This window comes from Methylopila turkensis (assembly GCF_027922325.1).
GTDB classification, from domain to species: Bacteria; Pseudomonadota; Alphaproteobacteria; order Rhizobiales; family Methylopilaceae; genus Methylopila; species Methylopila turkensis.
In genome coordinates, this window is sequence record NZ_BSFL01000001.1 from 1,109,532 (window position 1) to 1,129,239 (window position 19,708).

Below are 19,708 nucleotides of genomic sequence, written 5' to 3' on the forward strand. Positions count from 1 at the left end.
GAAATGGGCGATAATCTACCTAAAGATAATTACTCAATAAATGATTTTGTCGAAGGCTATTTGGGGATTGACCTAATGGCCGCCCATGCGCGCGACGAGCGATTAAGACAAGTTAAATCCGCATTTCACTTCTGCCTCGACGGCAACGAAGATTCAGATTTTCTCTATGCTTTGTATAGACTTACAGATTTACCGCCATGGACTTACTGGGATGAAAGAATAATATCGCATGCTATTAGCTTTATTGATCAGCATAAATTGGAATTTTTTTCCTCAGTTCGCTCTGAATCTCGCGCATTGGACTCAATTATAAGAAATATCTGGGATAGAAACTGGCTTGAAAATGAAAAATCGCATGCTTTAGATAAAGCTGATGACTTAAGTTCCCTCAAAAACGGGCTTCTACCGAAATATATCCATCTTTCTGAGCATATTTATAGTAATATACTTCGACTTTTTTGCAGAATAAGCGGAAAGAAAAATTTTGCGGGGACGAGAAACGAAATAGCCCGCCTTCGCCGCATTTTTTCGGAAAACATCGACCGTGGATACGATGACCGTGTGCGTAATGCAATTGCTCACGGAGAGGTTAGCTTTCGGGCTGATCGAATCGTTTTAGGCGCCGACGCCCACCCCTATGAAATTTCTACTTATGATTTTGAAAAAAAATTTGATGATCTATTTCAGAACTCGATATCGTTGGTTGCTGCTATTTTAGTATGTTTTTCTAAGAATTACGCTAAAAAATTGGATCTACTTGAAATTTTTCCGCCTAGCATGATTGCCTTTCTCCTAGACGGATGTCGTGCTCATAATGGAATCGAGTATCAAGGAGCCCTTGAAAGGTATTCAGATAAAGGAAAGGAGCTAGATGTTTACTTGAAGGGCCCAAGGCTCGGCCATAGCGAGCTGTTGTTTGAAGTTGCCAAGATCGCATTGACAGCCTCCGAGTTTTCAGGGCGTAGATTTAACTGGATGCAACTTGCTGTTGACACGGGGGTAGGGACGCCTTCTCTGGCGATCGTTAACGTCGCCAAAATCTCTGATGCAGCGCATAATAATCTCCCATTTTCAGCATTCGAAGGCGCTATTCCCACGGCATTATTCTGGAGGCCAATTCCAGTATTTATAGCACGCGTCTATTTGATGCTATCAATAATAAAAATTGAAATTTCCAAACGAAAACGTGCACCACGTTGCCGTGCATATGTCAAACACGTAGAAAATGTGTCTATTGGAAATAAGGTTCGTGTCAGAGTAACTGCATCTTTAACCAAAGATAGCGTAAACTATGACACTAAAGAAATACAAAAAATTTTGATGGATTTGATGAGAGAATACGAAAAGAAATTTTTTTGGACTTTGAGAGGAAAATTCGAACCGGGAATACCCCTATTTAGAAGGCCATCATACGTTTGGATAAATCTGTACGGGACAGATGCTCCATTAAGGAAAATTGGCGGGGGAGGATGGACCGGGCAGAACTTGATAGCTGCTGCTGAATTTAAACGGTGGTTTTGGCAAAGGCCAATATTGCCGCACAAAAGGGATTACACGAAAGGACCTTTTAGCATGATTTTAAAGAAACCAGACATGTTCGACCCTGAGATAGTAACGGGAAATAAAGCGTAATATTATGACAAGCCCGCCTCGGGCCTCCCTGAATTTCGCCATCGACCCCCCATTGACGCTTGCGGCACACGCCACGAGCTAGCTCGTTATCGGATAATATTCCTTGACATTTCCGTCATCCGCGCGCACGGTTCAAACACCCTTCCCCGTCACGGGAGGCGTGTCCGGACCGGCCGGCCATGCGGGGACAGGGGCGGCGCCTGCGGGTTTGGTTCTACCGGAAGCCGGGCCCCCGGGACGTCGGACGGAACGCGCGGCGCGCGACGCCGGTCTGGGGGAGGTTCAAACCCCTCGGACGGAGGTTCGCGCCGGGCGTGAGCGACCCGCCCTGCACTATGACGGGGCCGCGCCTATGCAGAGGCGCCTTAAGGCCGGAGACGTCGTTGTCTCCTTGGGGCAGCACCGCCTTCGACGCCGGAGAGCCGCTTTCCGTCCAATGCGAAACCGTCGCGCGTGGAACGCCGGGCGACCGGCATTCTGAAATACAGAGCCTTCGGTGGCCCGGCGTTCCGCGCCTCCTCCGACCTCAAGCTCGCGTGCCGAACCAGCGTCATCACCGCCAGCGCCCGCCCGCCGCCGGAGGCTTTCGCTCCCGCGACGGCGGAGACGCGCGCTCTCGTCTCACGCTCAGCCGTCATGGCCGAGCTTGACCCGGCCATCCATCCCTCGCACGCCGCGTCCGCGCCGATGGATCCTCGGGTCAAGCCCGAGGGTGACGGAGAGTGAAAGGCCTCAGATCAGGCCGCGGTCGGAGGCGAGCTGGCGGAGTTCGACCAGCGGGCGGGCGCCCACATGGGAGATGACCTCGGCCGCGGCGAGGGCGCCGAGCTCGGCGGAGCGCTTCAGCCCGAGGCCGCGGACGTGGCCGAACAGGAAGCCGGCCGCGAACAGGTCGCCGGCGCCGGTCTTGTCGACGATAGCGCCGTCGACCGGGGCGGCGGGTACCGCCACGCGCTCGCCGCCCGCGAGCACCACGCAGCCCTCGGCGCCGAGCGTGACGGCCGCGAGCTTGGCGTCGGCCGCGACCGCCTGCAGCGCGGCCTCGATGTCGCCGGTCTCGTAGAGCGACTTGAGCTCGCTGTCGTTGGCGAACAGCAGGTCGACGGTCCCGCCGCGGATCAGCTCGAGGAATTCGGGCCGGTAGCGGTCGACGCAGAAGGAGTCCGACAGCGACAGCGCGACCTGCCGGCCGGCGGCGTGGGCGATCTCCGCGGCCTTGCGGAACGCCTCCTTGGCCGCGGGCGGGTCCCAGAGGTAGCCCTCGAGATAGGTGACGCTCGCGGCCTCGACGGTCGCGGCGTCGATGTCGTCGGGCCCGAGCGCCTGCGCCGCGCCGAGGAAGGTCGACATGGTGCGCTCGCCGTCCGGCGTCACCAGCACGAAGCAGCGCGCGGTCGCCGCGCCGTCGGTCGCGGCCGCGGTCGGGAAGTCGACGCCGATCGCCCTTATGTCGTGGCCGAACACCTCGCCGAGCGGGTCGGCCTTGACCTTGCCGATGAAGGCGGCGCGCCCGCCGAGCGAGCCCAGGCCCGCGAGCGTGTTGGCCGCCGAGCCGCCGGAGGCCTCGATCGCCGGGCCCATGCGGCCGTAGAGCGTCTCCGCGCGGGCCTCGTCGATCAGCGCCATGGAGCCCTTCACCAGGCTCTCGGCGACGAGGAAATCGTCCTCGGTCCGGGCGATCACGTCGACGATCGCGTTGCCGATGCCGAGGACGTCGTACTTCGCTTCAGACATGCGGAAAGCTCTCCGATCGGGGCGGACGGCGCCGGGCGGGCCGGACCTTGCGCAGGGGACCTCCGGAGGCCATAACGCGGCCTCGTTCACGAGGCAAATGCGAGATGGCGAGCGTGTCCCAGCGGGTGTTCTCCGGCGTCCAGCCGACCGGCAATCTCCACCTCGGCAACTATCTCGGCGCGATCAAGCGCTTCGTCGAGCTGCAGAACGGCTTCGACTGCATCTACTGCGTCGTCGACCTGCACGCGATCACCGTCTGGCAGGATCCGGTCGAGCTGAAGCGCTCGATCCGCGAGGTCGCGGCGGCCTTCCTCGCGGCCGGCGTCGACGGTTCGAAGCACATCGTGTTCAACCAGAGCCAGGTGCCGCAGCACGCCGAGCTCGCCTGGGTGCTGAACTGCGTCGCCCGCCTCGGCTGGCTGAACCGCATGACCCAGTTCAAGGAGAAGGCCGGCAAGGACCGCGAGAACGCGAGCGTCGGGCTCTACGCCTATCCCAACCTGATGGCCGCCGACATCCTGGTCTACCGCGCGACCCACGTGCCGGTCGGCGAGGACCAGAAGCAGCATCTGGAGCTCGCACGCGACATCGCGCAGAAGTTCAACAACGACTTCGCGGCCTCGATCGCGGCGAACGGGCTCGCGGAGAAGTTCTTCCCGCAGCCGGAGCCGCTGATCGCGGGGCCGGCGACCCGCGTCATGTCCTTGCGCGACGGCGCGAAGAAGATGTCGAAGTCCGACCCGTCGGACGCTTCCCGCATCAACCTGACCGACGACGCCGACCAGATTGCGGCGAAGATCCGCAAGGCCAAGACCGACCCGTTGCCCCTGCCGGAGAGCGTCGAGGAGCTGAAGGCGCGGCCCGAGGCGGACAACCTCGTCGGCATCTACGCCGCGCTGTCGGACACCGACGCCGCGTCGGTGCTGGACGCCTTCGGGGGCGCGCAGTTCTCGGCGTTCAAGCAGGCGCTCGTGGACCTGACGGTGTCGAAGCTCGGGCCGATCAACGCCGAGATGAAGCGGCTCGTGGCCGATCCCGGCCACATCGACCGCGTGCTGGGCGACGGCGCCGCCCGCGCCGAGGCGATCGCGGCCGAGACCATGACCCACGTCAAGGACATCGTCGGCTTCGTCCGGCGCTGAACGGCGGATTGCGGCGGCCGCCCGCCTCGCGCATCCTCGCGCCATGACCGCAGCGCCCCGCCGCTCCTATGAGGCCGGCCATCGGCCGAAGTTCCTCGTCGTCGTTGACGACACCGAGGAATGCGACCGCGCGGTCTATTTCGCAGCGCGCCGCGCCGGCCGCGTCGGCGCCGCGCTCGCGCTGCTTTCTGTAGTGACGCCGGGTGAGTTCCAGCACTGGTTCGGCGTCGGCGACGTGATGCGGCAGGAGGCCGAGGCGACGGCGCGCGCCCACCTCGCCCGCGTCGCGGCCCGCGCCCGGGAGGTCTCGGGCGTCGAGGCCGAGCAGGTGGTGCGCGAAGGCCAGCGCAGCGACGAGCTGGTCGCCTTCATCAACGAAGACGAGGACATCGCCCTGCTGGTGCTCGCCGCCGGCGTCGGCGCGGAAGGGCCCGGACCGCTGGTGGCGTCGATCGTGGGCAAATGGGCCGCGACCTTCCCGATCCCCGTCGCGGTGGTGCCGGGCCACCTCAGCGACACGGAGATCGACGCCCTCGCCTGACCGTCTATCCGACCGGGCGTCGCACGCTCGTCACCGGCCCGTCGCTCGCGAGGATGCGCGCGATCGCGGCGTCGAGCGGCTCGAGCGCGGTCGCCATGTGGAAGGCGTTGGCGTGCACCAGCGTGCGCTCGTCGCGCAGCATCGCCACATGGCCTTTCCAGAACAGAAGGTCGCCGCGGCGGGCCTCCGAGAGCTCGATCGGGCGGCCCACCGCGCGCTCCTGCATGTCGGCGTCGCGCGGCGCGGCGACGCCGCACGCGGCGAGCGCGGTCTGGACCAGGCCGGAGCAGTCGAGGCCGAGGCTGGTGCGCCCGCCCCACAGGTAGGGCACGCCGATGAAGCGCTCGGCGACCGCCGCCGCGTCCGTCTCAACGGCGTCGAGAGGGGCGAGATGGCGGGCGATCGCGAAGGCGCCGGTGTCGAGGGTCACGAAGCGACCTTCGCTTGCGACGACGTTCAGCCGCGCGCCGGTCGAGAGCGCGTCCAGCGGCGGAACCTTGATCGAAGGCTCGGGGAACAGCAGCGTCCGCAGCGCCGCGACGCGGTGCGTCGGGCCTGAGCCGAGCTCGGCGCTGAGCGCGGCCGAGGGCATGTAGCCGACATAGCCGTCGCCCGAGAGCTGCGCCCAGGCCCACCCCTCGAGCTCGTCGTAGACGACGACCTCCTCGCCGAACAGCGCCTCGGTCTCGAGCGAGGCGTCCGGCTGCGGCGCGCGGCGAAGGCCGGCGTGGCCAACCGCGACGCGGCGGCGCTCGCCCTCGACGAAGCGCAATGCCTCGACCTGCCCGCGCAGATGGGCGGCGGCGACGTCGGGACGGGCGGGGGTGAGGCGACGGTCGAACGGCGTTGTCATCGCGTGGAAGTCTAGCCGGAAATCGTCAACGGCGCGTCGCCGCGGTCATCCCTTGAACAGGTACGGCGCCGCGACGAAGCCGAGCACGACCAGGACGAGCGAGACCCAGAACACCTGGTTCAGCCGCGTGTCCATCAGGCGCTTGGCCTGCGGGCCGAACTTGTAGAGCAGCGCGCAGGGCAGGAAGAAGCGCACGCCGCGGGCGACGATGCTGGCCGCCACGAAGGTCACGAAGTCGAGCTGGGTAAGGCCGCTCGCAATGGTGATCACCTTGTACGGGATCGGCGTGATCCCGCCTCCGATCAGCACCATCAGCCAGCCGTACTCGTTGTATTTGCCGGCGATCTGCTCGAAGTCGCCGCTCATGCCGTAGAGGTTCAGGATCGGCTCGCCGACGGCCTCGAACAGGAAGTAGCCGATGAGGTAGCCGGCGACGCCGCCAATCACCGAGGAGACCGTGCAGATCGCCGCGTAGCGCCACGCCTTCGCCCGCTCGGCGAGGATCATCGGCAGCAGCATCACCTCCGGCAGCGCCGGGATGAACGAGCTCTCCGCGAAGCAGAGCGCGGCGAGCGCCCGTTCGGCGTGCCGATGGCGCGCCATCCTCAACGACCAGTCATATACGCCCTGAAGCATCGCCGCTCGCTTGCGATTCCGAGGAAGGCCTTATGCCAAGAGCCGGAGGGCGCGTCGCCCCATGAGACGCCGCGCCACGCCTTCGTGATGACGCAACGTCAGCGGCCGTAGCGCGCTACGAGCAGCGCCGCGAGCGCGCGGGCGCCCTGGATCTCGCCGCCTTCCGGCCGCCCCGGCTTCGCCGAAGGGTTCCACGCGAACACGTCGAGATGGGCCCAGGTCCTGGCGCGGCCGACGAAGCGGCGCAGAAACAGCGCCGCCGTGATGGAGCCGGCGAAGGCGCCGCCCGAGATATGGTTCACGTCGGCGATCTTGGACGACAGCAGGTCGTCATACGGGTTCCAGAGCGGCATGCGCCAGAGCGGGTCCCGTTCGGCGGCCGCATGGGCCAGAAGCTCGGCCGCGAAGGCGTCGTCGTCGCAATAGAGCGGCGGCAGCTCCGGGCCGAGCGCGACGCGGGCGGCGCCGGTCAGCGTCGCGGCGTCGACGATCAGCTCGGGCGCCTCCTCGTCGGCGAGCGCAAGCGCGTCGGCGAGCACGAGGCGACCCTCCGCGTCGGTGTTGCCGATCTCGACGTTCAGGCCTTTGCGGCTCGGGATGACGTCGCCTGGCCGGAACGCGTCGCCCGAGATCGCGTTCTCGACCGCGCCGACGATGAGCCGCAGCCGCACCGGCAGCTTCGCGCCCATCACCATGTCGGCCGCCGCGATCATGGCCGCCGAGCCGCCCATGTCCTTCTTCATCAGCAGCATGGAGGCGTCGGGCTTGATGTTCAGTCCGCCGGTGTCGAACACCACGCCCTTGCCGACGAGCGTGATCTTCGGCCCGTCTTCCGGCCCCCAGACGAGATCGACGACGCGGGGGCCGCGATGGGCCGCGGCGGCGCGGCCGACCGCATGGACGAGCGGGAAGTTGGCCGCCAGCAGGTCGTCGCCGACGATCGAGGTCACGGACGCGCCATGGCGCTCGCCGAGCGCGCGGATCGCGGCTTCGAGTTCGGCAGGGCCGAGATCGTTCGCCGGCGTGTTGACGAGATCGCGGCCGCGGGCGACCGCCGCGACGGTGCGCTCGACCTCGCCCACGTCGACGCCGTGGGGCGGGACAAGCCGGATCGCCTTGGGCGCCGGTTTGCCGTACCGCCGGAAACGGTACTGTCCGAGCCCGATGGCGAGCGTCGCCAGCCGCGCGTCGCCCGCCGCGCCCTCGAAACGATAAGCCCCCTCGGGCAGCGCGCCGACGAGCTTGCCGGCGAGAAAGAGCTCCCGCTCGCGGGCGTCCGCCGCCTCCAAGCCGAACACCACGCCGGCGAGCCCGCCCTCCGCGGTCGGCGTGACGAGGATCTTGCCCGGACCCGACTCGAAGCCGGTCGCCGCGGCCCAGGCGCGCGCCGGCTCCGGCAGCGGCTCGCCCGCCGGTGTCAGCCAGATCGGCGTCGAAGCCTCGGAATCGGCGGCGAAGATGGTGGACATGAGCGCTCCAGCGTCGGATCGGGACCCGCGCCCTATTCGCATATTTTGCGCCCGCCGGGGACACTGTCTGGGACTGCGAGGCTTGCCCCGCCGCGGCGGGCGCGCCAAACCATGCCTCGCGTCCGCACAACGAGGATGAACGTCCCGATGACCAGCCTGCCTTCCGACATGGCCTTCGTCCGCGCCGACGGCGCCGGAGCGCCGGACGTGCTCAAGCCCGCGCGCGGTCCCCTGCCCGAGCCCAAGGACGGCGAGGTGCTGATCGAGGTCGCGGCGGCGGGCGTGAACCGGCCGGACGTCATGCAGCGCAAGGGCATGTACCCGCCGCCCCCCGGCGCGCCGGAGACTCTCGGGCTCGAAGTGGCGGGCTGGGTCGCGGCGCTGGGCGCCGGCGTCGACGCGCTGAAGGTCGGCGACGAGGTCTGCGCGCTGATCGCCGGCGGCGGCTACGCCGAATACGCGGTCGCCCACGCCTCCAACTGCCTGCCGGTACCCAAGGGGCTGTCGCTCGTCGAGGCGGCCGCGCTGCCCGAGACCTTCATGACCGTGTGGTCGAACGTGTTCGAGCGCGCCGGCCTGAAGGAGGGCCAGAGCTTCCTCGTCCATGGCGGCACGAGCGGCATCGGCACGACCGCGATCCAGCTCGCGCGAGCCCGCGGCGCGACCGTGTTCGCCACCGCCGGCGGCCCGGAGAAGGTCGCCTTCTGCGAGACGCTAGGCGCGAAGGGGATAGACTACCGCGCGCAGGACTTCGTCGAAATCGTCAAGGAGGCGACCGGCGGCAAGGGCGTGCACGTCATCCTCGACATGGTCGGCGGCGACTACACGGCGCGCAACATCAAGTCGCTGGCGCCGGATGGCGTGCTGGTGCAGATCGCCTTCATGCAGGGGCCGAAGGTGCAGATCGACCTCACCCCTATCATGCTGAAGCGCCTCACCGTCACCGGCTCGACGCTGCGGGCGCGGCCGACCGCGCAGAAGGCCGCCATCGCGGAGGCGCTGAAACGCGAGGTCTGGCCGCTGATCGAGGACGGACGGATCAAGCCCGTGGTGCACGCCACCTTCCCGCTGGAGCGGGCGGCCGAGGCGCACGCGCTGATGGAGGCGAGCTCCCACATGGGCAAGATCATGCTGACGACGGGGAAGGCTTGACGCCTAGCCTCACGTTCCGCGGGGCTTGGCGCGGCTCGTGGCCGCGGCGGACGCAGGGTCCTCCGGCCAGACGTGTTTCGGGTAGCGCCCGCGCATCTCGGAACGCACGTCGCGCCACGAGCCCGCCCAGAACGCCGGCAGGTCGCGCGTCACCTGTATCGGGCGGTGCGCGGGCGACAGCAGCCGTAGCACCAGCGGCGCCCGGCCGCCGGCGACGGCGGGGTGGCGGGTGAGCCCGAACAGCTCCTGCACCCGCACGTCGAGCGCAGGCCCGTCCTCTCCGGCGTAGTCGATCGGAAGACGGGAGCCGGACGGCGCGTCGAAATGGGTCGGCGCTTCGGCGTCGAGCCTGCGCCTCAGGGCGTAGGGCGTCAGCGCGTCGAGAGCGGCCGCGAGGTCGCCTTCGCCGATGTCGCGCAGCGCCGTCGCACGGGAAAGGAAGGGCGCGAGCCACTCCTCCGCCGAAGCCGCCAGCGCGGCGTCCGACAGGTCGGGCCAGCCGCCGTCGGGCTCGACGCGGCGCAGGAAACGGACGCGTTCGACCAGCGCGCGCATCGGCCGGGTCCAGGGCAGTCGGTCGAGACCGACCTCGGCGACACCGCGCGCCAGCGCCGACGCGGTCTCCGGCCCGGGCGACACCGGGATCGGCGCCTCGCTGAGCGTCAGCGCGGCCAGCCTCCGCCGCGCTCGGCCGCGCACGGCCATCGCCTCGGCCGAGAAGGCGACGTCGACGCGGCTTTCGATCGCGCCGCCTGCGGCTTCCGTCACGGCGGCCTCGTCGAGCGCCGCGGCGAGCAGGATGCGGCCTTCCTGCGCGACGCCGGTGAGATCGACGACGGCGAGATAGGGCGCGCGGGACAGCGGGTCCGCCGGGTCAACCGCCGCGCCGCGCCCGTTCGCGAGCAGGAAGGCGCCGTTCCGGTCTCGCGCCTTGGCGATCCGGTCCGGAAACGCCCGCGCGATCACAAGGCCCGCCCGCGCCGGATCCGCCGCGCCAGAGCGTCCGCCCGCCGCCGCGAGCCAGCCCGCGGCGAGGCGGCGCGCCGCGTCGGCCCGCGGCCCGCGTTCGCGCCGGAAGCGGTCGAGACGCGCGCCGATGTCGGCGCTGTCGCCGCCCAGGCCGCGCTCCACCGCGAGCAGCGCGATCTCGGCGCCGAGCGCGCCGTCGCCGGTCGCGACCGCGTCGACGACCAGGCCGCTGAGCCGCGGCGGCAGCGCGATCCGCCGCAGCGACCGGCCGCGTGGCGTGATCCGGCCGTCGGCGTCGAGCGTGCCGAGCGAGCGAAGCGTGACCCGCGCTTCGGCGGTCGCGGCCGCAGGCGGCCGGTCGAGAAACCGCAGCGCGGCCGGATCGGGCACGCCCCAGGCCGCGAGATCGAGCAGCAGGCTCGCGAGGTCGGACGCCAGGATTTCCGGCCGCGCGAACGCTTCGAGGCTCTGCGTCGCAGCTTCTTCCCAGAGCCGGTAGCAGACGCCCGGCTCGGTCCGGCCAGCGCGGCCGCGCCGCTGGTCCGCTGAGGCGCGCGAGACACGCACCGTTTCGAGCCGCGTCAGCCCGAGCGCCGGCTCGTGCGCCGCCACGCGGGCGAGGCCGGAATCGACCACGACGCGCACCCCTTCCAGCGTCAGCGACGTCTCCGCGATCGACGTGGCGAGCACGACCTTGCGACGTCCCGGAGCTGCGGGGGCGACCGCCTCGTCCTGCGCCCGCGGATCGAGCCCGCCATGGAGCTCGACGACCTCGACCTCCGGGCCGAGGCGCGGCTCCGCGAGCCGTTCGGCGACCCGGCGGATCTCGCCGCGCCCCGGCAGGAAGGCCAGCACGCCGCCGGGCTCTTCGGCGAGCGCGCGGCGCACGGCCGCCGCGACGGCGTCCTCGATCCGCTGCCGGGGGTCGCGCGGCAGATGGCGGGTCTCGACCGGAAACGACCGGCCCTCGCTTGCGATCACCGGCGCGTCGTCCATCAGCGCGGCGACGCGCGCGCCGTCGAGCGTCGCCGACATCACCAGCAGCCGCAGATCCTCGCGAAGCCCGGCCTGCGCGTCGAGCGCCAGCGCGAGGCCGAGATCGGCGTCGAGCGAACGCTCGTGGAACTCGTCGAACAGCACCGCGGCGACGCCCGAAAGCTCGGGGTCGTCGACGATCATGCGCGCGAACACGCCGTCGGTGACGACCTCCACACGTGTGCGGGAACTGACCTTGGAGCCGAGGCGAACCCGAAGCCCGACGGTCTCGCCGACCGATTCGCCCAACGTCCGGGCCATCCGCTCGGCCGCGGCGCGCGCGGCGAGACGGCGCGGCTCCAGCACAAGGATGCGGCCGTCGCCCCGCCACGGCGCGCCGAGCAGGGCGAGCGGCACGCGCGTGGTCTTGCCGGCGCCGGGCGGCGCGGCCAGCACGGCGCTCGAACGCCGCTCAAGCGCCGCGAGCAGCTCTGGCAGCACGTCGTCGATGGGCAGGCGATCGGAGGTCATGCGCGTCATGCCATGCCCGCCCCCGGCGGGCCGCGCAAGCCGGCGTCAGGCGTCGCCGGACAGCGGACGCGCGCGGGCGGCGATCCGGCGCTTCAGGTCGACGCGTTCGCGGGTGGAGACGCCCAGCAGTTCGGCGACGCGCCACACCACATTGTCCTCAAGCTCATGGACGGCGCCGTCGGAGAACACCAGCTCCCACATCATCTCCACCACGCCCGCCCGGCCCGGCGCGTCGAGCGCACGTTTCAGGACGCTCGTGAAGGCGTAGAGGTCGACCGACTCCTCGTCGCGCCGGCGCGCCAGCGCAATGAGCTCGTCGGTCTCGGCGTCGGAAAGGCCGAAGCGGCCCTTGAGGATGTCGTGCAGCCGCTCCCGTTCGTGCGGCTCCGCGACGCCGTCCACGTCGATCAGGTGCACGAGCAGCGCGGCGGTCGCGACGCGCGGGTCGGAGGCCGCGAAGCGGGACCCGAAATCGTCGCCCGCGCCGGCGAGCTCGGCCATGAAGGAACGGATGGAGTCGAACATGGGCGCCCGCGGCAGGATCGGGGCTCGCGACGCGCGAGCTTCGTCATCCGATATACGTCGTGCGCTCGCGGACGCGAGGCGCCGCGGCGCAACACCGCCGGGTAAAACGTCACAGATGGAGGAGATGGTGCCGCTTACGTGACTCGAACACGTGACCCCATCATTACGAATGATGTGCTCTACCAACTGAGCTAAAGCGGCGACGGCGCTGTCCTAGCGAAACCGTCGCCGCAATGCAAGGCGGCCGCGCTCAGTAGGTCGGGCGGTTCGCCGGAAAGGCGCGGGTGGTCGGCGCGTCGACCGGCTCGACCGCGTTCGGGCCCGGATCGTCGGGCGCCCGCGGCAGAGGGAACACAGCGGCGGTCGGGCGTGGCGGCGCGGCGCGCGCGGGCGGCTCGATCACCTCCACCTTGGCCGGCGCGACGAGCGGAGCGGGCTCCGGCGCGGGCGGCGTCTTGGCCTCGGGCTTCGCTTCCGGCTTGGGCTCTGGCTTCGCCGCAGGCGCCGGCGACGGCGCGGCCGGCCCGTCGTCCTTCAGCTCCGGCATCTTGCGCGGCAGCACCGACGCGGGCGCGGACACCGCGACCGGCAGGTTCGCGTCGCGGGGCGCCTGCTCGAGCCAGGCGTCGGCGGCGAGCTTCGGCCTGCTCTCCTCGACAGGCGTCTTCCAGACGAATGCATCGAGCTGACCCGTCACTGGCGACACCGGCGCCCAGATCTCGCTTGCGACGCCGTCCGCGACCCAGATCGGATCGCGCGGCGCGCGCAGCGCTCGGGCGAGCCATTCGCGCGACGCGCCGGCGTCGCCGCGCTCCAGATCCTCGAGCTCCGCCATGAGCAGGCAGGCGCGCGCCGTCGGGCGCTTCGCCAGCAACTTGTCGAGCGAGGCCCGCGCGACATCGAACTCGCGGGCGGCGAGCGCGGCCCTCGCCACGGCGATCAGACCTTCCGGATCGTCGCCGGACCGCTCGCTCAGCGCCTTGGCGCGCTTCAGCTTGTCGCGCGCCGGATCGCCCGGTCGGACATGGACATAGACCTCGGCGAGATCGGGATGGGTCGCCTTGCTCCACGTCGCCTCGACGATCTTGGAGGCCTTGCGCGGCTCGCCCTGCTCGGCGAGCAGGCGGCCGGCGAGCGCGGCGGCGGGCGCGAAGTCGGGCGCAAGCCCATGCGCCTCGCGCGCCCGCTTGATGGCGAGCGTCGGGTCGGACACGGCGCCGTCGGTCGCCTGCGCCGTCAGCAGCACCGCGCGGCGGCGCTTGGCTTCGGCCTTCTCGATCAGGCGGTTCGCGGACATCCGCTCAAGCGTCGACAGAGCGCCGGCCCAGTCGCTCTCGGCGCACTGGAAGTCGAACAGCGCCTGCGCCGCCCACGGCGTCTGCGGCGACTGGCGGGCGGCCTCTTCGGCGAGCTGCTTGGCGGCGGCGCGGTCGCCCCGGCGCTCGGCCTCGATGAACAGGCCGCGCAGGCCGAGCGCGCGAGTTTCCGGCGCGTCGGTCATGGCGCGGAAGGCGGCCTCGGCGCCGTTGCGGTCGCCGGAGAGCTGCGCCGCCTGCGCCGCGAGCACCAGCGTCAGCGGCTCCTTGCCGAGCAGCTTGCGCGCTTCGGAAGCTTCACGGTTGGCGAGGCGCGCGTCGCCCGTGCCGACCGCCACCACGCCGCGGGCGATCGCCTGATAGCCCTTGGAGCGCCGCCGGTTGCGACGGAACAGCGCGAAGGCTTCCGGTCCCGCCAGGACCCAGCGCATCACGTTCCAGAGGATCACGGTCGCGCCGGCCACGACCGCGATGAAGGCCGCGGCGACGGCGACGCTGGTCTCCAGGCGATAGCCCTGCCAGGTCAGGACGATCTCGCCGGGCCGGTCGACGATCCAGGTGGCGGCGAAGGCGAAAACGCCGACCAGAGCGAGGTACAGCAGGACGCGGATCATTGTCGGCAGACCCTCAGTTCGAGCCGAGACGGGAGAGCGCGGCGGATCGGGCGTCGCCCACCGCCGCCTCCGCATCGAGGCGAGCCTTGGCCTTGGCCGCCCATGCGTCCGTCGCCACTTTCGCGGCGTCGTCGAGCCCGTCGCGCTCGGCGAGCGCCCCGGCGAGGTCGCCCTTCGCGGCCTTCGCGACTATGCGCAGACGGACTTCCGCGGGCGAAGAGCCGGCCGGCGCCTCGGCCGGCGTGACCTTGACGACCGACCCCGCGCTCGCGAGGAAACGGTCGAACACCGACGCGCCTTCGGACGGACGGATCGGCGGCAGCCCCGCGACGACGTCCCGCAGTTCGGCCGCAAGCGCGGCGCGGGTCGGCGCGCCGGCGGTTGCGGTCGCGTCCAGAGGCGCGAGCGGATCGCCGCCCCCGGCCGCCTTCGCGGCGGCGAGTTCGTTCGCGAATGGGCGCCCGGCGGCAAGCGCCTGGTCGAGAGCGCCGAGCGCGACCACGAGCCGGGCGTCCGGATCGCCCACCGGCCGGGCCTTCAGCTCGGTCTCCAGCGCGCCGATCTTGTCTGAGATCGGCCGCAGCGCCTGCTCGATGGCGGCGCCGATCCCGTCGATGCGCGCCCCGACCTGCTGCAGCGCCTGCGCCGAAGCCGTTTCGCCAAGCTTGCCCTCGATCGTGTCGATCCGCTTGCCGAGCGCGTCGACCGCGCCTGTGTCGACCTGAACGGCCGGCGATCGGTTCGCGATCTCCTGGAGCTGCGCTTCCAACGCCCGCGACCGGTCGGCGGCCGCCTTCGTCAGGTCGTCGATCTTTGCGTCGATGGCGCTGGTGTCGGCCGCCGGCGCCGGTTGGCCGGACTGCTCGCGCAGCGCCGCCAGTTCGCGCACGACCGCGTCGAGCTTCGCCTCGGTGGCGACGAGCCGCGAGCTATCGGCCGGCGGCGCGCCGATCAGATCGCGCCCGAACAAGGCGACGGCCCCGACGGCGACGCCCGCGCCGATCAGTCCCGCGAGCGCGAGACCGACGACGCCCGCGCCGCCCGAACCTTCGGACGCCCTGGCGGGCGCCGGCTCAGTCTTCGGCGCGGAGGACGGCGGCGTGGCGCCTGCGGACGGCTTCGCCGACTGCGAAGCGGGCGAAGCCGAAGAGGTGGTCGAGGGGCCGGACGTCGGCTTGGCGGCGGCGGAAGAAGCGCTCGTCGCGCCGCCCGTGGCGGCGGAACCGGTCGCTGAAGGCTTCGCCCCGGTCTCGCCCGGCTTCGGCGCGGGGCCTGTCGCGGCCTGCGCGGCCTGCGCGGCCGACGTCGACGTGGAGGAAGCTCCCGGCGCGCTGGCGACAGGAGAGGAGATCGGCGTCGTCCTGGCGGCGCCCGCGGAGACAGAAGACGCCGCAGCCGGCGTCGAGGGCGCGGCGGCCGGCTTCGAATCGGCCGGTCCGGGCGTCGGCTTCGGGTCCTCTGGCTTCGAAGCGGCCGACGTCCCGGACTTGGGAGACCCCTTCGGCGTCACGTCGGTCGCGGAAAGGTCGAGCGTCGGCGACTTCGGCCGGGCGGGAGAGCCGTTCGGCCCCGCCTTCTGCTCGGGGCCTTTCGGATCGGCCATGGGGGCTGCTCCTTCGAGTCGCGGAAGACGAAGACTGAGCCGCGGCGCAGGCTCGACGCCCTACTTAGAACGCTCCGCACCGGAAGGCGAGGCGCCGCCGATCAATCGGTCGAGCGCGGCGAGCAAAGCAGGCTCGTCGGGCCGGTCGGCGACCGCGACCGATGGGCAACCCGCGGCCATCAAAGGTTCGGCGACGCGCAGCGCAAGAGCGGCGTGCGGCAGCGCGCGGGCCGCTTCGCCGAGCCCGATCGCTCCGGTGAGCGCGATGAAGGTCTCGGCGATGCGCCGCGAATGGTGCAGCACGGCGGCGGGCCGCCCGGAGCGCAGCGTCTCGACCGCCGGCTCCGGCAGTCTCGTCGCCGCGACGGCGCGGTACAGCTCGACCACGTCGACCCTGTGACCATGCGTCCCGAGCGCTCCCGCGACGTCGAAGGCCCGATCGGCGCCCGCCGCGTGCAGGAAGCGCGCAGGCTTAGAAAAGCGCGCGACAACCTCGGCCACCAGCGCCCGCCCGTCGCCGTCGGCGACATGGACGACAGCGAATCCCGCCTCGCGGCCTGCCGCCGCGGTGCGGTCGCCGACCGCGATCAGAGGAACCTCGACGAGATCAGCGATCTCGGGCCGGTTTTTCAGCTTGCGCAGTCCGTTCGCGCTCGTGGCGAGCACGGCGTCGAACGGGCCTTCGGGTATGGGCGAATCCATCGCCTCGATCGACAGCACCGGCGCGAGCACGGCGCGGAGCCCAAGCCGGTCAAGCGCCTCCGCGGTGCGGATCGCGGCGCGTTCGGGCCTGAGAACCAGGACGTCCATCAATCTGCGCCTCAGCCGAAGGCTGCGAGCAGGTCGGGCGGCGTGCGCCCCTTCACGTCGCGCCCAACCTCCGCGCCGATCAGGGCCGCCTCAGCCGCCGAGCCCGCTCCTTCGCCCTCGACCGTGCGGCCGCCGTCGCCAGAGAGCACCAGCCCGCGGAACGAGAGCCAGCCGGCCGCATCGACGCGCGCGAGGCCCGCGATCGGCGTGCGGCAGGAGCCGTCGAGCACGGCGAGGAAAGCGCGTTCACAGGCTAGCGCCGCCGCCGTGGCGAAATGGTCGAGCGGCCCCAGCGCCGCGCGGACGCGGGCGTCGTCGGCCCGCGCGGTGACCGCGATCGCGCCCTGCCCGAGCGCGGGAGGAAAAACCGTCTCGTCGAGGATTTCGGTCGCGTGTTGGGCGAGACCCAGCCGGGTGATGCCGGCGAGCGCGAGCAGGGTGGCGGCCACCTCGCCGCGGCCGAGCTTGTCAAGCCGCGTCTGAACGTTGCCGCGGAACGGCACGATCTTCAGGTCCGGCCGGCGGCGGAGCGCCAGCGCGCCGCGGCGAAGCGAAGCGGTGCCGACGATCGCGCCTGCCGGCAGCGCGTCCAGCGTCGGCGCTACGCCGCCGATGAGGGCGTCGCGCACGTCGGCGCGCTCGAGCGTGGCCGCGAGCGATGTGCCGGGCGCGAGTTCGGTGGGCAGGTCCTTCGCCGAATGCACAGCGAGGTCCACGCGGCCGTCGAGCAGCGCCTCGTCGATCTCCTTGACGAACAAACCCTTGCCGCCGGCCTCGCTCAAGGGGCGGTCCTGGATGGCGTCGCCGGTGGTCTTGATGCTGACGATCTCGACCGCGTCCGGCGCCAGGCCGTGCGCGGCGATCAGGTCGTCGCGCACGCGGTTCGCCTGCCAGAGCGCCAGCGGGCTGCCACGCGTGCCGATGCGGAATGAAGGAGCCATGTCGGGAACTGGACGCCTCGGACGGCTGAGGGAGAACGCAGCCTGTTTTGAGGGGCGGCGCGGAGCGGGTAAACCCCCGGGAGCAGGAATTCGTCCTTTCGTTAATTCCTCAATTCGTTAAGTGCTGCGCTCGAAATCCCTCAGTCCCCGCTTTGTGCGGGGCAGTCGAAGCCTGAAGCCCATGCTCGTTCTCGGCATCGAGACCACCTGCGACGAGACCGCCGCCGCCGTCGTGCGCCGCGAGGGCGAAGGCCCCGGCGTGGTGCTCTCGAACGTGGTGCGCGCGCAGCTCGACGAGCACGCGCCGTTCGGCGGCGTGGTGCCGGAGATCGCCGCCCGCGCCCATGTGGACGCGCTCGACGGCGTCACGACCAAGGCGCTCTCCGACGCCGGCGTGGCCTTGCGCGATCTCGACGGCGTCGCGGCCGCCGCGGGGCCCGGCCTGGTCGGCGGCGTGATCGTGGGCCTCACCGCGGCGAAGGCGCTGGCGCTCGCGACGGGCAAGCCGTTCTCCGCGGTGAACCATCTCGAAGCGCACGCCCTGACCGCGCGGCTGACCGACGGCGTGGGCTTTCCCTATCTGCTGCTGCTCGCCTCGGGCGGACACACCCAGCTTCTCGCCGTGCTCGGCGTCGGCCGCTACATGCGGCTCGGAACCACGCTCGACGACGCGCTCGGCGAGGCGTTCGACAAGGTCGCGAAGATGCTGGGCCTCGGCTATCCCGGCGGCCCGCATGTGGAGCGCCGGGCCGCGGCCGGCGATCCCGCGCGCTTTTCCCTGCCGCGGCCCATGTTCGGACGGGCGGAGCCCAATTTCTCGCTGTCGGGCCTGAAGACCGCCGTGCGGCTCGAGGCGGAGCGCGCCGCGCCGCTCTCGGAGCGAGACGTCGACGACCTCTGCGCCGCGTTCCAGGCGGCGATCGTCGACGTGGTGGCCGACCGCGCCCGCGCCGGCGTCCGCGCCTTCGCCGAGCGCTTCGGCGCGCCTACGGCGCTGGTCGTCGCCGGCGGGGTCGCCGCCAACGGACCGATCCGCGCCGCCCTGAAGAACCTCGCGGAGCAGATCGGCGCGCCGCTGGTGGCGCCGCCGCTCGCGCTCTGCGGCGACAACGGCGCGATGATCGCCTGGGCCGGCGCGGAGCGGCTCGCGCTCGGCCTCGTCGATCCGCTCGACTTCGCGCCGCGGCCCCGCTGGCCGCTCGACGCCGCGGCGGCGCAGCCCGGAGCCAAGGCGTGAGCGGCGTCGCGGTCGTCGGCGCCGGCGCCTGGGGAACCGCGCTCGCGAACGTGGCGGCGGAAGCCTCTGCGGCGCCCGTAGCCCTCATCGGCCGGGACGCCGCGGCCATGGCCGCGATCGAAGCGGCGCGCGAGAACGCGCGCTATCTGCCGGGCGCGCCTTTGAACCCGCATGTGACGCCGACGGCCGCGCTCGACGCCGTCGCCGGCGCCGAGGTCGTGCTGCTGGTCACGCCGACGCAGACGCTGCGCGCCGTCGCGGCCGAACTCGCGCCGCGGCTCCAGGCCGGCGCGGCGGTCGTCGTCTGCGCCAAGGGCGTCGAGCGCGGGGCCAACGCACTGCCGCCCGAGGTGCTGGCCGACGCGCTCCCCGGCGTCGCGCTCGCGCTGCTGTCGGGCCCGAGTTTCGCCGACGACGTCGTCCGCGGCCTGCCGACGGCGGTGACGCTCGCGGCGTCCGACGAGGCGCTGGCGGCGCGGCTCGCGGGTCGGCTCGCGACCCGCAGCTTTCGGCCCTACACTTCGACGGATATGACCGGCGTCGCGCTCGGCGGCGCGGCCAAGAACGTCCTCGCGATCGCGGCCGGCGCGGCCGAGGGGCGCGGCCTCGGGGCCTCGGCGGTGGCGGCGCTGATCGCCCGTGGCTTCGCGGAGCTCGCCCGGCTCGGCGCGGCGCTCGGCGCACGGCCCGAGACGCTGTCGGGCCTGTCCGGCCTCGGCGACCTCGTGCTGACCGCGACGAGCCCGAAGTCCCGAAACTTCGCGCTCGGCCGGGCGCTCGGCCGCGGCGAACCGGCGCCGGCCAAGCTCGCCGAGGGCGCGGCGACCGCGAGCGCGCTGGTGGCGCTGGCCGACGCCCATGGCGTCGAGCTGCCGATCTCGCGGGCCGTAGCCGCGGTGGTCGCGGGACGCGTCAGCGTCGCGGAGGCGATCGAGGAGCTGCTCGCCCGACCGCTCAAGTCCGAGGCCTGAGCGCGCCCCGCATTACGCGGTTTTACGGATGACTGCCGGCTCCATCGTTCAGGATTC

General features: G+C 70.5%; 16 protein-coding genes and 1 tRNA gene. 6 read left to right on the forward strand and 11 right to left on the reverse strand.

Translation table 11 applies throughout. The annotated features are described in order from the left end of the window. The first annotated feature begins 3 nt into the window (after window positions 1–3). Window positions 4–1,632, forward strand: coding sequence for a hypothetical protein (locus tag PKE78_RS05295; RefSeq protein ID WP_271199783.1), 1,629 nt, complete (start codon window positions 4–6; stop codon window positions 1,630–1,632). Between the two features lie 732 nt (window positions 1,633–2,364). Here PKE78_RS05295 and PKE78_RS05300 read toward each other — a convergent pair. Beyond that, window positions 2,365–3,366, reverse strand: a complete 1,002-nt coding sequence (locus PKE78_RS05300) for an adenosine kinase (RefSeq protein WP_271199784.1) — start codon at window positions 3,364–3,366, stop codon at window positions 2,365–2,367. A gap of 104 nt (window positions 3,367–3,470) precedes the next feature. On the opposite strand from PKE78_RS05300, the gene trpS reads away from it, so the two are divergent. Together trpS and PKE78_RS05310 are read left to right on the forward strand one after the other, a co-directional pair. Beyond that, a complete protein-coding gene (gene trpS, locus PKE78_RS05305; RefSeq protein ID WP_271199785.1) occupies window positions 3,471–4,508 on the forward strand; it encodes a tryptophan--tRNA ligase in 1,038 nt (345 codons plus the stop codon). A gap of 43 nt (window positions 4,509–4,551) precedes the next feature. Beyond that, entirely contained in the window at window positions 4,552–5,049 is a 498-nt protein-coding gene (locus tag PKE78_RS05310) for a universal stress protein (protein WP_271199786.1), read from the forward strand. A gap of 4 nt (window positions 5,050–5,053) precedes the next feature. Here PKE78_RS05310 and PKE78_RS05315 read toward each other — a convergent pair whose 3' ends face one another. The 3 genes from PKE78_RS05315 to PKE78_RS05325 all read right to left on the reverse strand — a co-directional run bounded on the left by PKE78_RS05315 (window position 5,054) and on the right by PKE78_RS05325 (window position 8,007). Next, entirely contained in the window at window positions 5,054–5,902 is an 849-nt protein-coding gene (locus PKE78_RS05315) for a C40 family peptidase (RefSeq protein ID WP_271199787.1), read from the reverse strand. Window positions 5,903–5,947: 45 nt separating this feature from the next. Next, window positions 5,948–6,538, reverse strand: coding sequence for a YqaA family protein (locus tag PKE78_RS05320; protein ID WP_271199788.1), 591 nt, complete (start codon window positions 6,536–6,538; stop codon window positions 5,948–5,950). Between the two features lie 98 nt (window positions 6,539–6,636). Next, window positions 6,637–8,007: a leucyl aminopeptidase family protein gene (locus PKE78_RS05325; RefSeq protein WP_271199789.1), complete on the reverse strand. Its 1,371-nt coding sequence runs from the start codon at window positions 8,005–8,007 to the stop codon at window positions 6,637–6,639. 147 nt (window positions 8,008–8,154) lie between these two features. Here PKE78_RS05325 and PKE78_RS05330 point away from each other — a divergent pair, with 147 nt between their 5' ends. Beyond that, window positions 8,155–9,159, forward strand: coding sequence for an NAD(P)H-quinone oxidoreductase (locus PKE78_RS05330; protein WP_271199790.1), 1,005 nt, complete (start codon window positions 8,155–8,157; stop codon window positions 9,157–9,159). Between the two features lie 9 nt (window positions 9,160–9,168). On the opposite strand, the gene hrpB is transcribed toward PKE78_RS05330, so the two are convergent. From hrpB to hemC, 7 genes are all read right to left on the reverse strand, one after another. Beyond that, a complete protein-coding gene (hrpB, locus tag PKE78_RS05335) occupies window positions 9,169–11,634 on the reverse strand; it encodes an ATP-dependent helicase HrpB (RefSeq protein WP_271199791.1) in 2,466 nt (821 codons plus the stop codon). A 45-nt stretch (window positions 11,635–11,679) separates the two neighbouring features. Continuing rightward, on the reverse strand, window positions 11,680–12,159 hold the full coding sequence (locus PKE78_RS05340; RefSeq protein WP_271199792.1) for a tellurite resistance TerB family protein: 480 nt from the start codon (window positions 12,157–12,159) through the stop codon (window positions 11,680–11,682). Between the two features lie 125 nt (window positions 12,160–12,284). Next, window positions 12,285–12,360 (reverse strand) — tRNA-Thr (locus tag PKE78_RS05345). A 49-nt stretch (window positions 12,361–12,409) separates the two neighbouring features. Then, a complete protein-coding gene (locus tag PKE78_RS05350) occupies window positions 12,410–14,089 on the reverse strand; it encodes a heme biosynthesis protein HemY (protein WP_271199793.1) in 1,680 nt (559 codons plus the stop codon). Between the two features lie 13 nt (window positions 14,090–14,102). After that, the gene (locus PKE78_RS05355) at window positions 14,103–15,692 is read right to left on the reverse strand and encodes a COG4223 family protein (RefSeq protein ID WP_271199794.1); all 1,590 of its coding nucleotides are present in this window, start codon (window positions 15,690–15,692) and stop codon (window positions 14,103–14,105) included. 60 nt (window positions 15,693–15,752) lie between these two features. Then, complete coding sequence (locus tag PKE78_RS05360; protein ID WP_271199795.1) at window positions 15,753–16,502, reverse strand: uroporphyrinogen-III synthase; 750 nt, start codon at window positions 16,500–16,502, stop codon at window positions 15,753–15,755. A gap of 11 nt (window positions 16,503–16,513) precedes the next feature. Next, entirely contained in the window at window positions 16,514–17,443 is a 930-nt protein-coding gene (gene hemC / locus PKE78_RS05365) for a hydroxymethylbilane synthase (RefSeq protein WP_271199796.1), read from the reverse strand. Window positions 17,444–17,624: 181 nt separating this feature from the next. On the opposite strand from hemC, the gene tsaD reads away from it, so the two are divergent. Then, a complete protein-coding gene (gene tsaD / locus PKE78_RS05370; protein WP_271199797.1) occupies window positions 17,625–18,680 on the forward strand; it encodes a tRNA (adenosine(37)-N6)-threonylcarbamoyltransferase complex transferase subunit TsaD in 1,056 nt (351 codons plus the stop codon). Next, window positions 18,635–19,651 carry an NAD(P)H-dependent glycerol-3-phosphate dehydrogenase gene (locus PKE78_RS05375; protein ID WP_428981240.1) on the forward strand — a complete coding sequence of 339 codons (1,017 nt, stop codon included), beginning with the start codon at window positions 18,635–18,637 and terminating at the stop codon, window positions 19,649–19,651. The genes tsaD and PKE78_RS05375 overlap by 46 nt, the downstream gene beginning before the upstream one ends. Window positions 19,652–19,708: the final 57 nt, after the last annotated feature.

Excerpts from the sequence above, each read along its gene's own strand:
- hemC (WP_271199796.1), bottom strand. The coding sequence starts at position 17,443 with ATGGCTCCTTCATTCCGCATCGGCACGCGTGGCAGCCCGCTGGCGCTC.
- PKE78_RS05360 (WP_271199795.1), bottom strand. The coding sequence starts at position 16,502 with ATGGACGTCCTGGTTCTCAGGCCCGAACGCGCCGCGATCCGCACCGCG.
- hrpB (WP_271199791.1), bottom strand. The coding sequence starts at position 11,634 with ATGACCTCCGATCGCCTGCCCATCGACGACGTGCTGCCAGAGCTGCTC.
- PKE78_RS05320 (WP_271199788.1), bottom strand. The coding sequence starts at position 6,538 with ATGCTTCAGGGCGTATATGACTGGTCGTTGAGGATGGCGCGCCATCGG.
- PKE78_RS05295 (WP_271199783.1), top strand. The coding sequence starts at position 4 with ATGGGCGATAATCTACCTAAAGATAATTACTCAATAAATGATTTTGTC.
- PKE78_RS05330 (WP_271199790.1), top strand. The coding sequence starts at position 8,155 with ATGACCAGCCTGCCTTCCGACATGGCCTTCGTCCGCGCCGACGGCGCC.
- PKE78_RS05315 (WP_271199787.1), bottom strand. The coding sequence starts at position 5,902 with ATGACAACGCCGTTCGACCGTCGCCTCACCCCCGCCCGTCCCGACGTC.
- PKE78_RS05340 (WP_271199792.1), bottom strand. The coding sequence starts at position 12,159 with ATGTTCGACTCCATCCGTTCCTTCATGGCCGAGCTCGCCGGCGCGGGC.
- PKE78_RS05350 (WP_271199793.1), bottom strand. The coding sequence starts at position 14,089 with ATGATCCGCGTCCTGCTGTACCTCGCTCTGGTCGGCGTTTTCGCCTTC.
- PKE78_RS05300 (WP_271199784.1), bottom strand. The coding sequence starts at position 3,366 with ATGTCTGAAGCGAAGTACGACGTCCTCGGCATCGGCAACGCGATCGTC.
- tsaD (WP_271199797.1), top strand. The coding sequence starts at position 17,625 with ATGCTCGTTCTCGGCATCGAGACCACCTGCGACGAGACCGCCGCCGCC.
- PKE78_RS05355 (WP_271199794.1), bottom strand. The coding sequence starts at position 15,692 with ATGGCCGATCCGAAAGGCCCCGAGCAGAAGGCGGGGCCGAACGGCTCT.
- PKE78_RS05325 (WP_271199789.1), bottom strand. The coding sequence starts at position 8,007 with ATGTCCACCATCTTCGCCGCCGATTCCGAGGCTTCGACGCCGATCTGG.
- PKE78_RS05310 (WP_271199786.1), top strand. The coding sequence starts at position 4,552 with ATGACCGCAGCGCCCCGCCGCTCCTATGAGGCCGGCCATCGGCCGAAG.
- trpS (WP_271199785.1), top strand. The coding sequence starts at position 3,471 with ATGGCGAGCGTGTCCCAGCGGGTGTTCTCCGGCGTCCAGCCGACCGGC.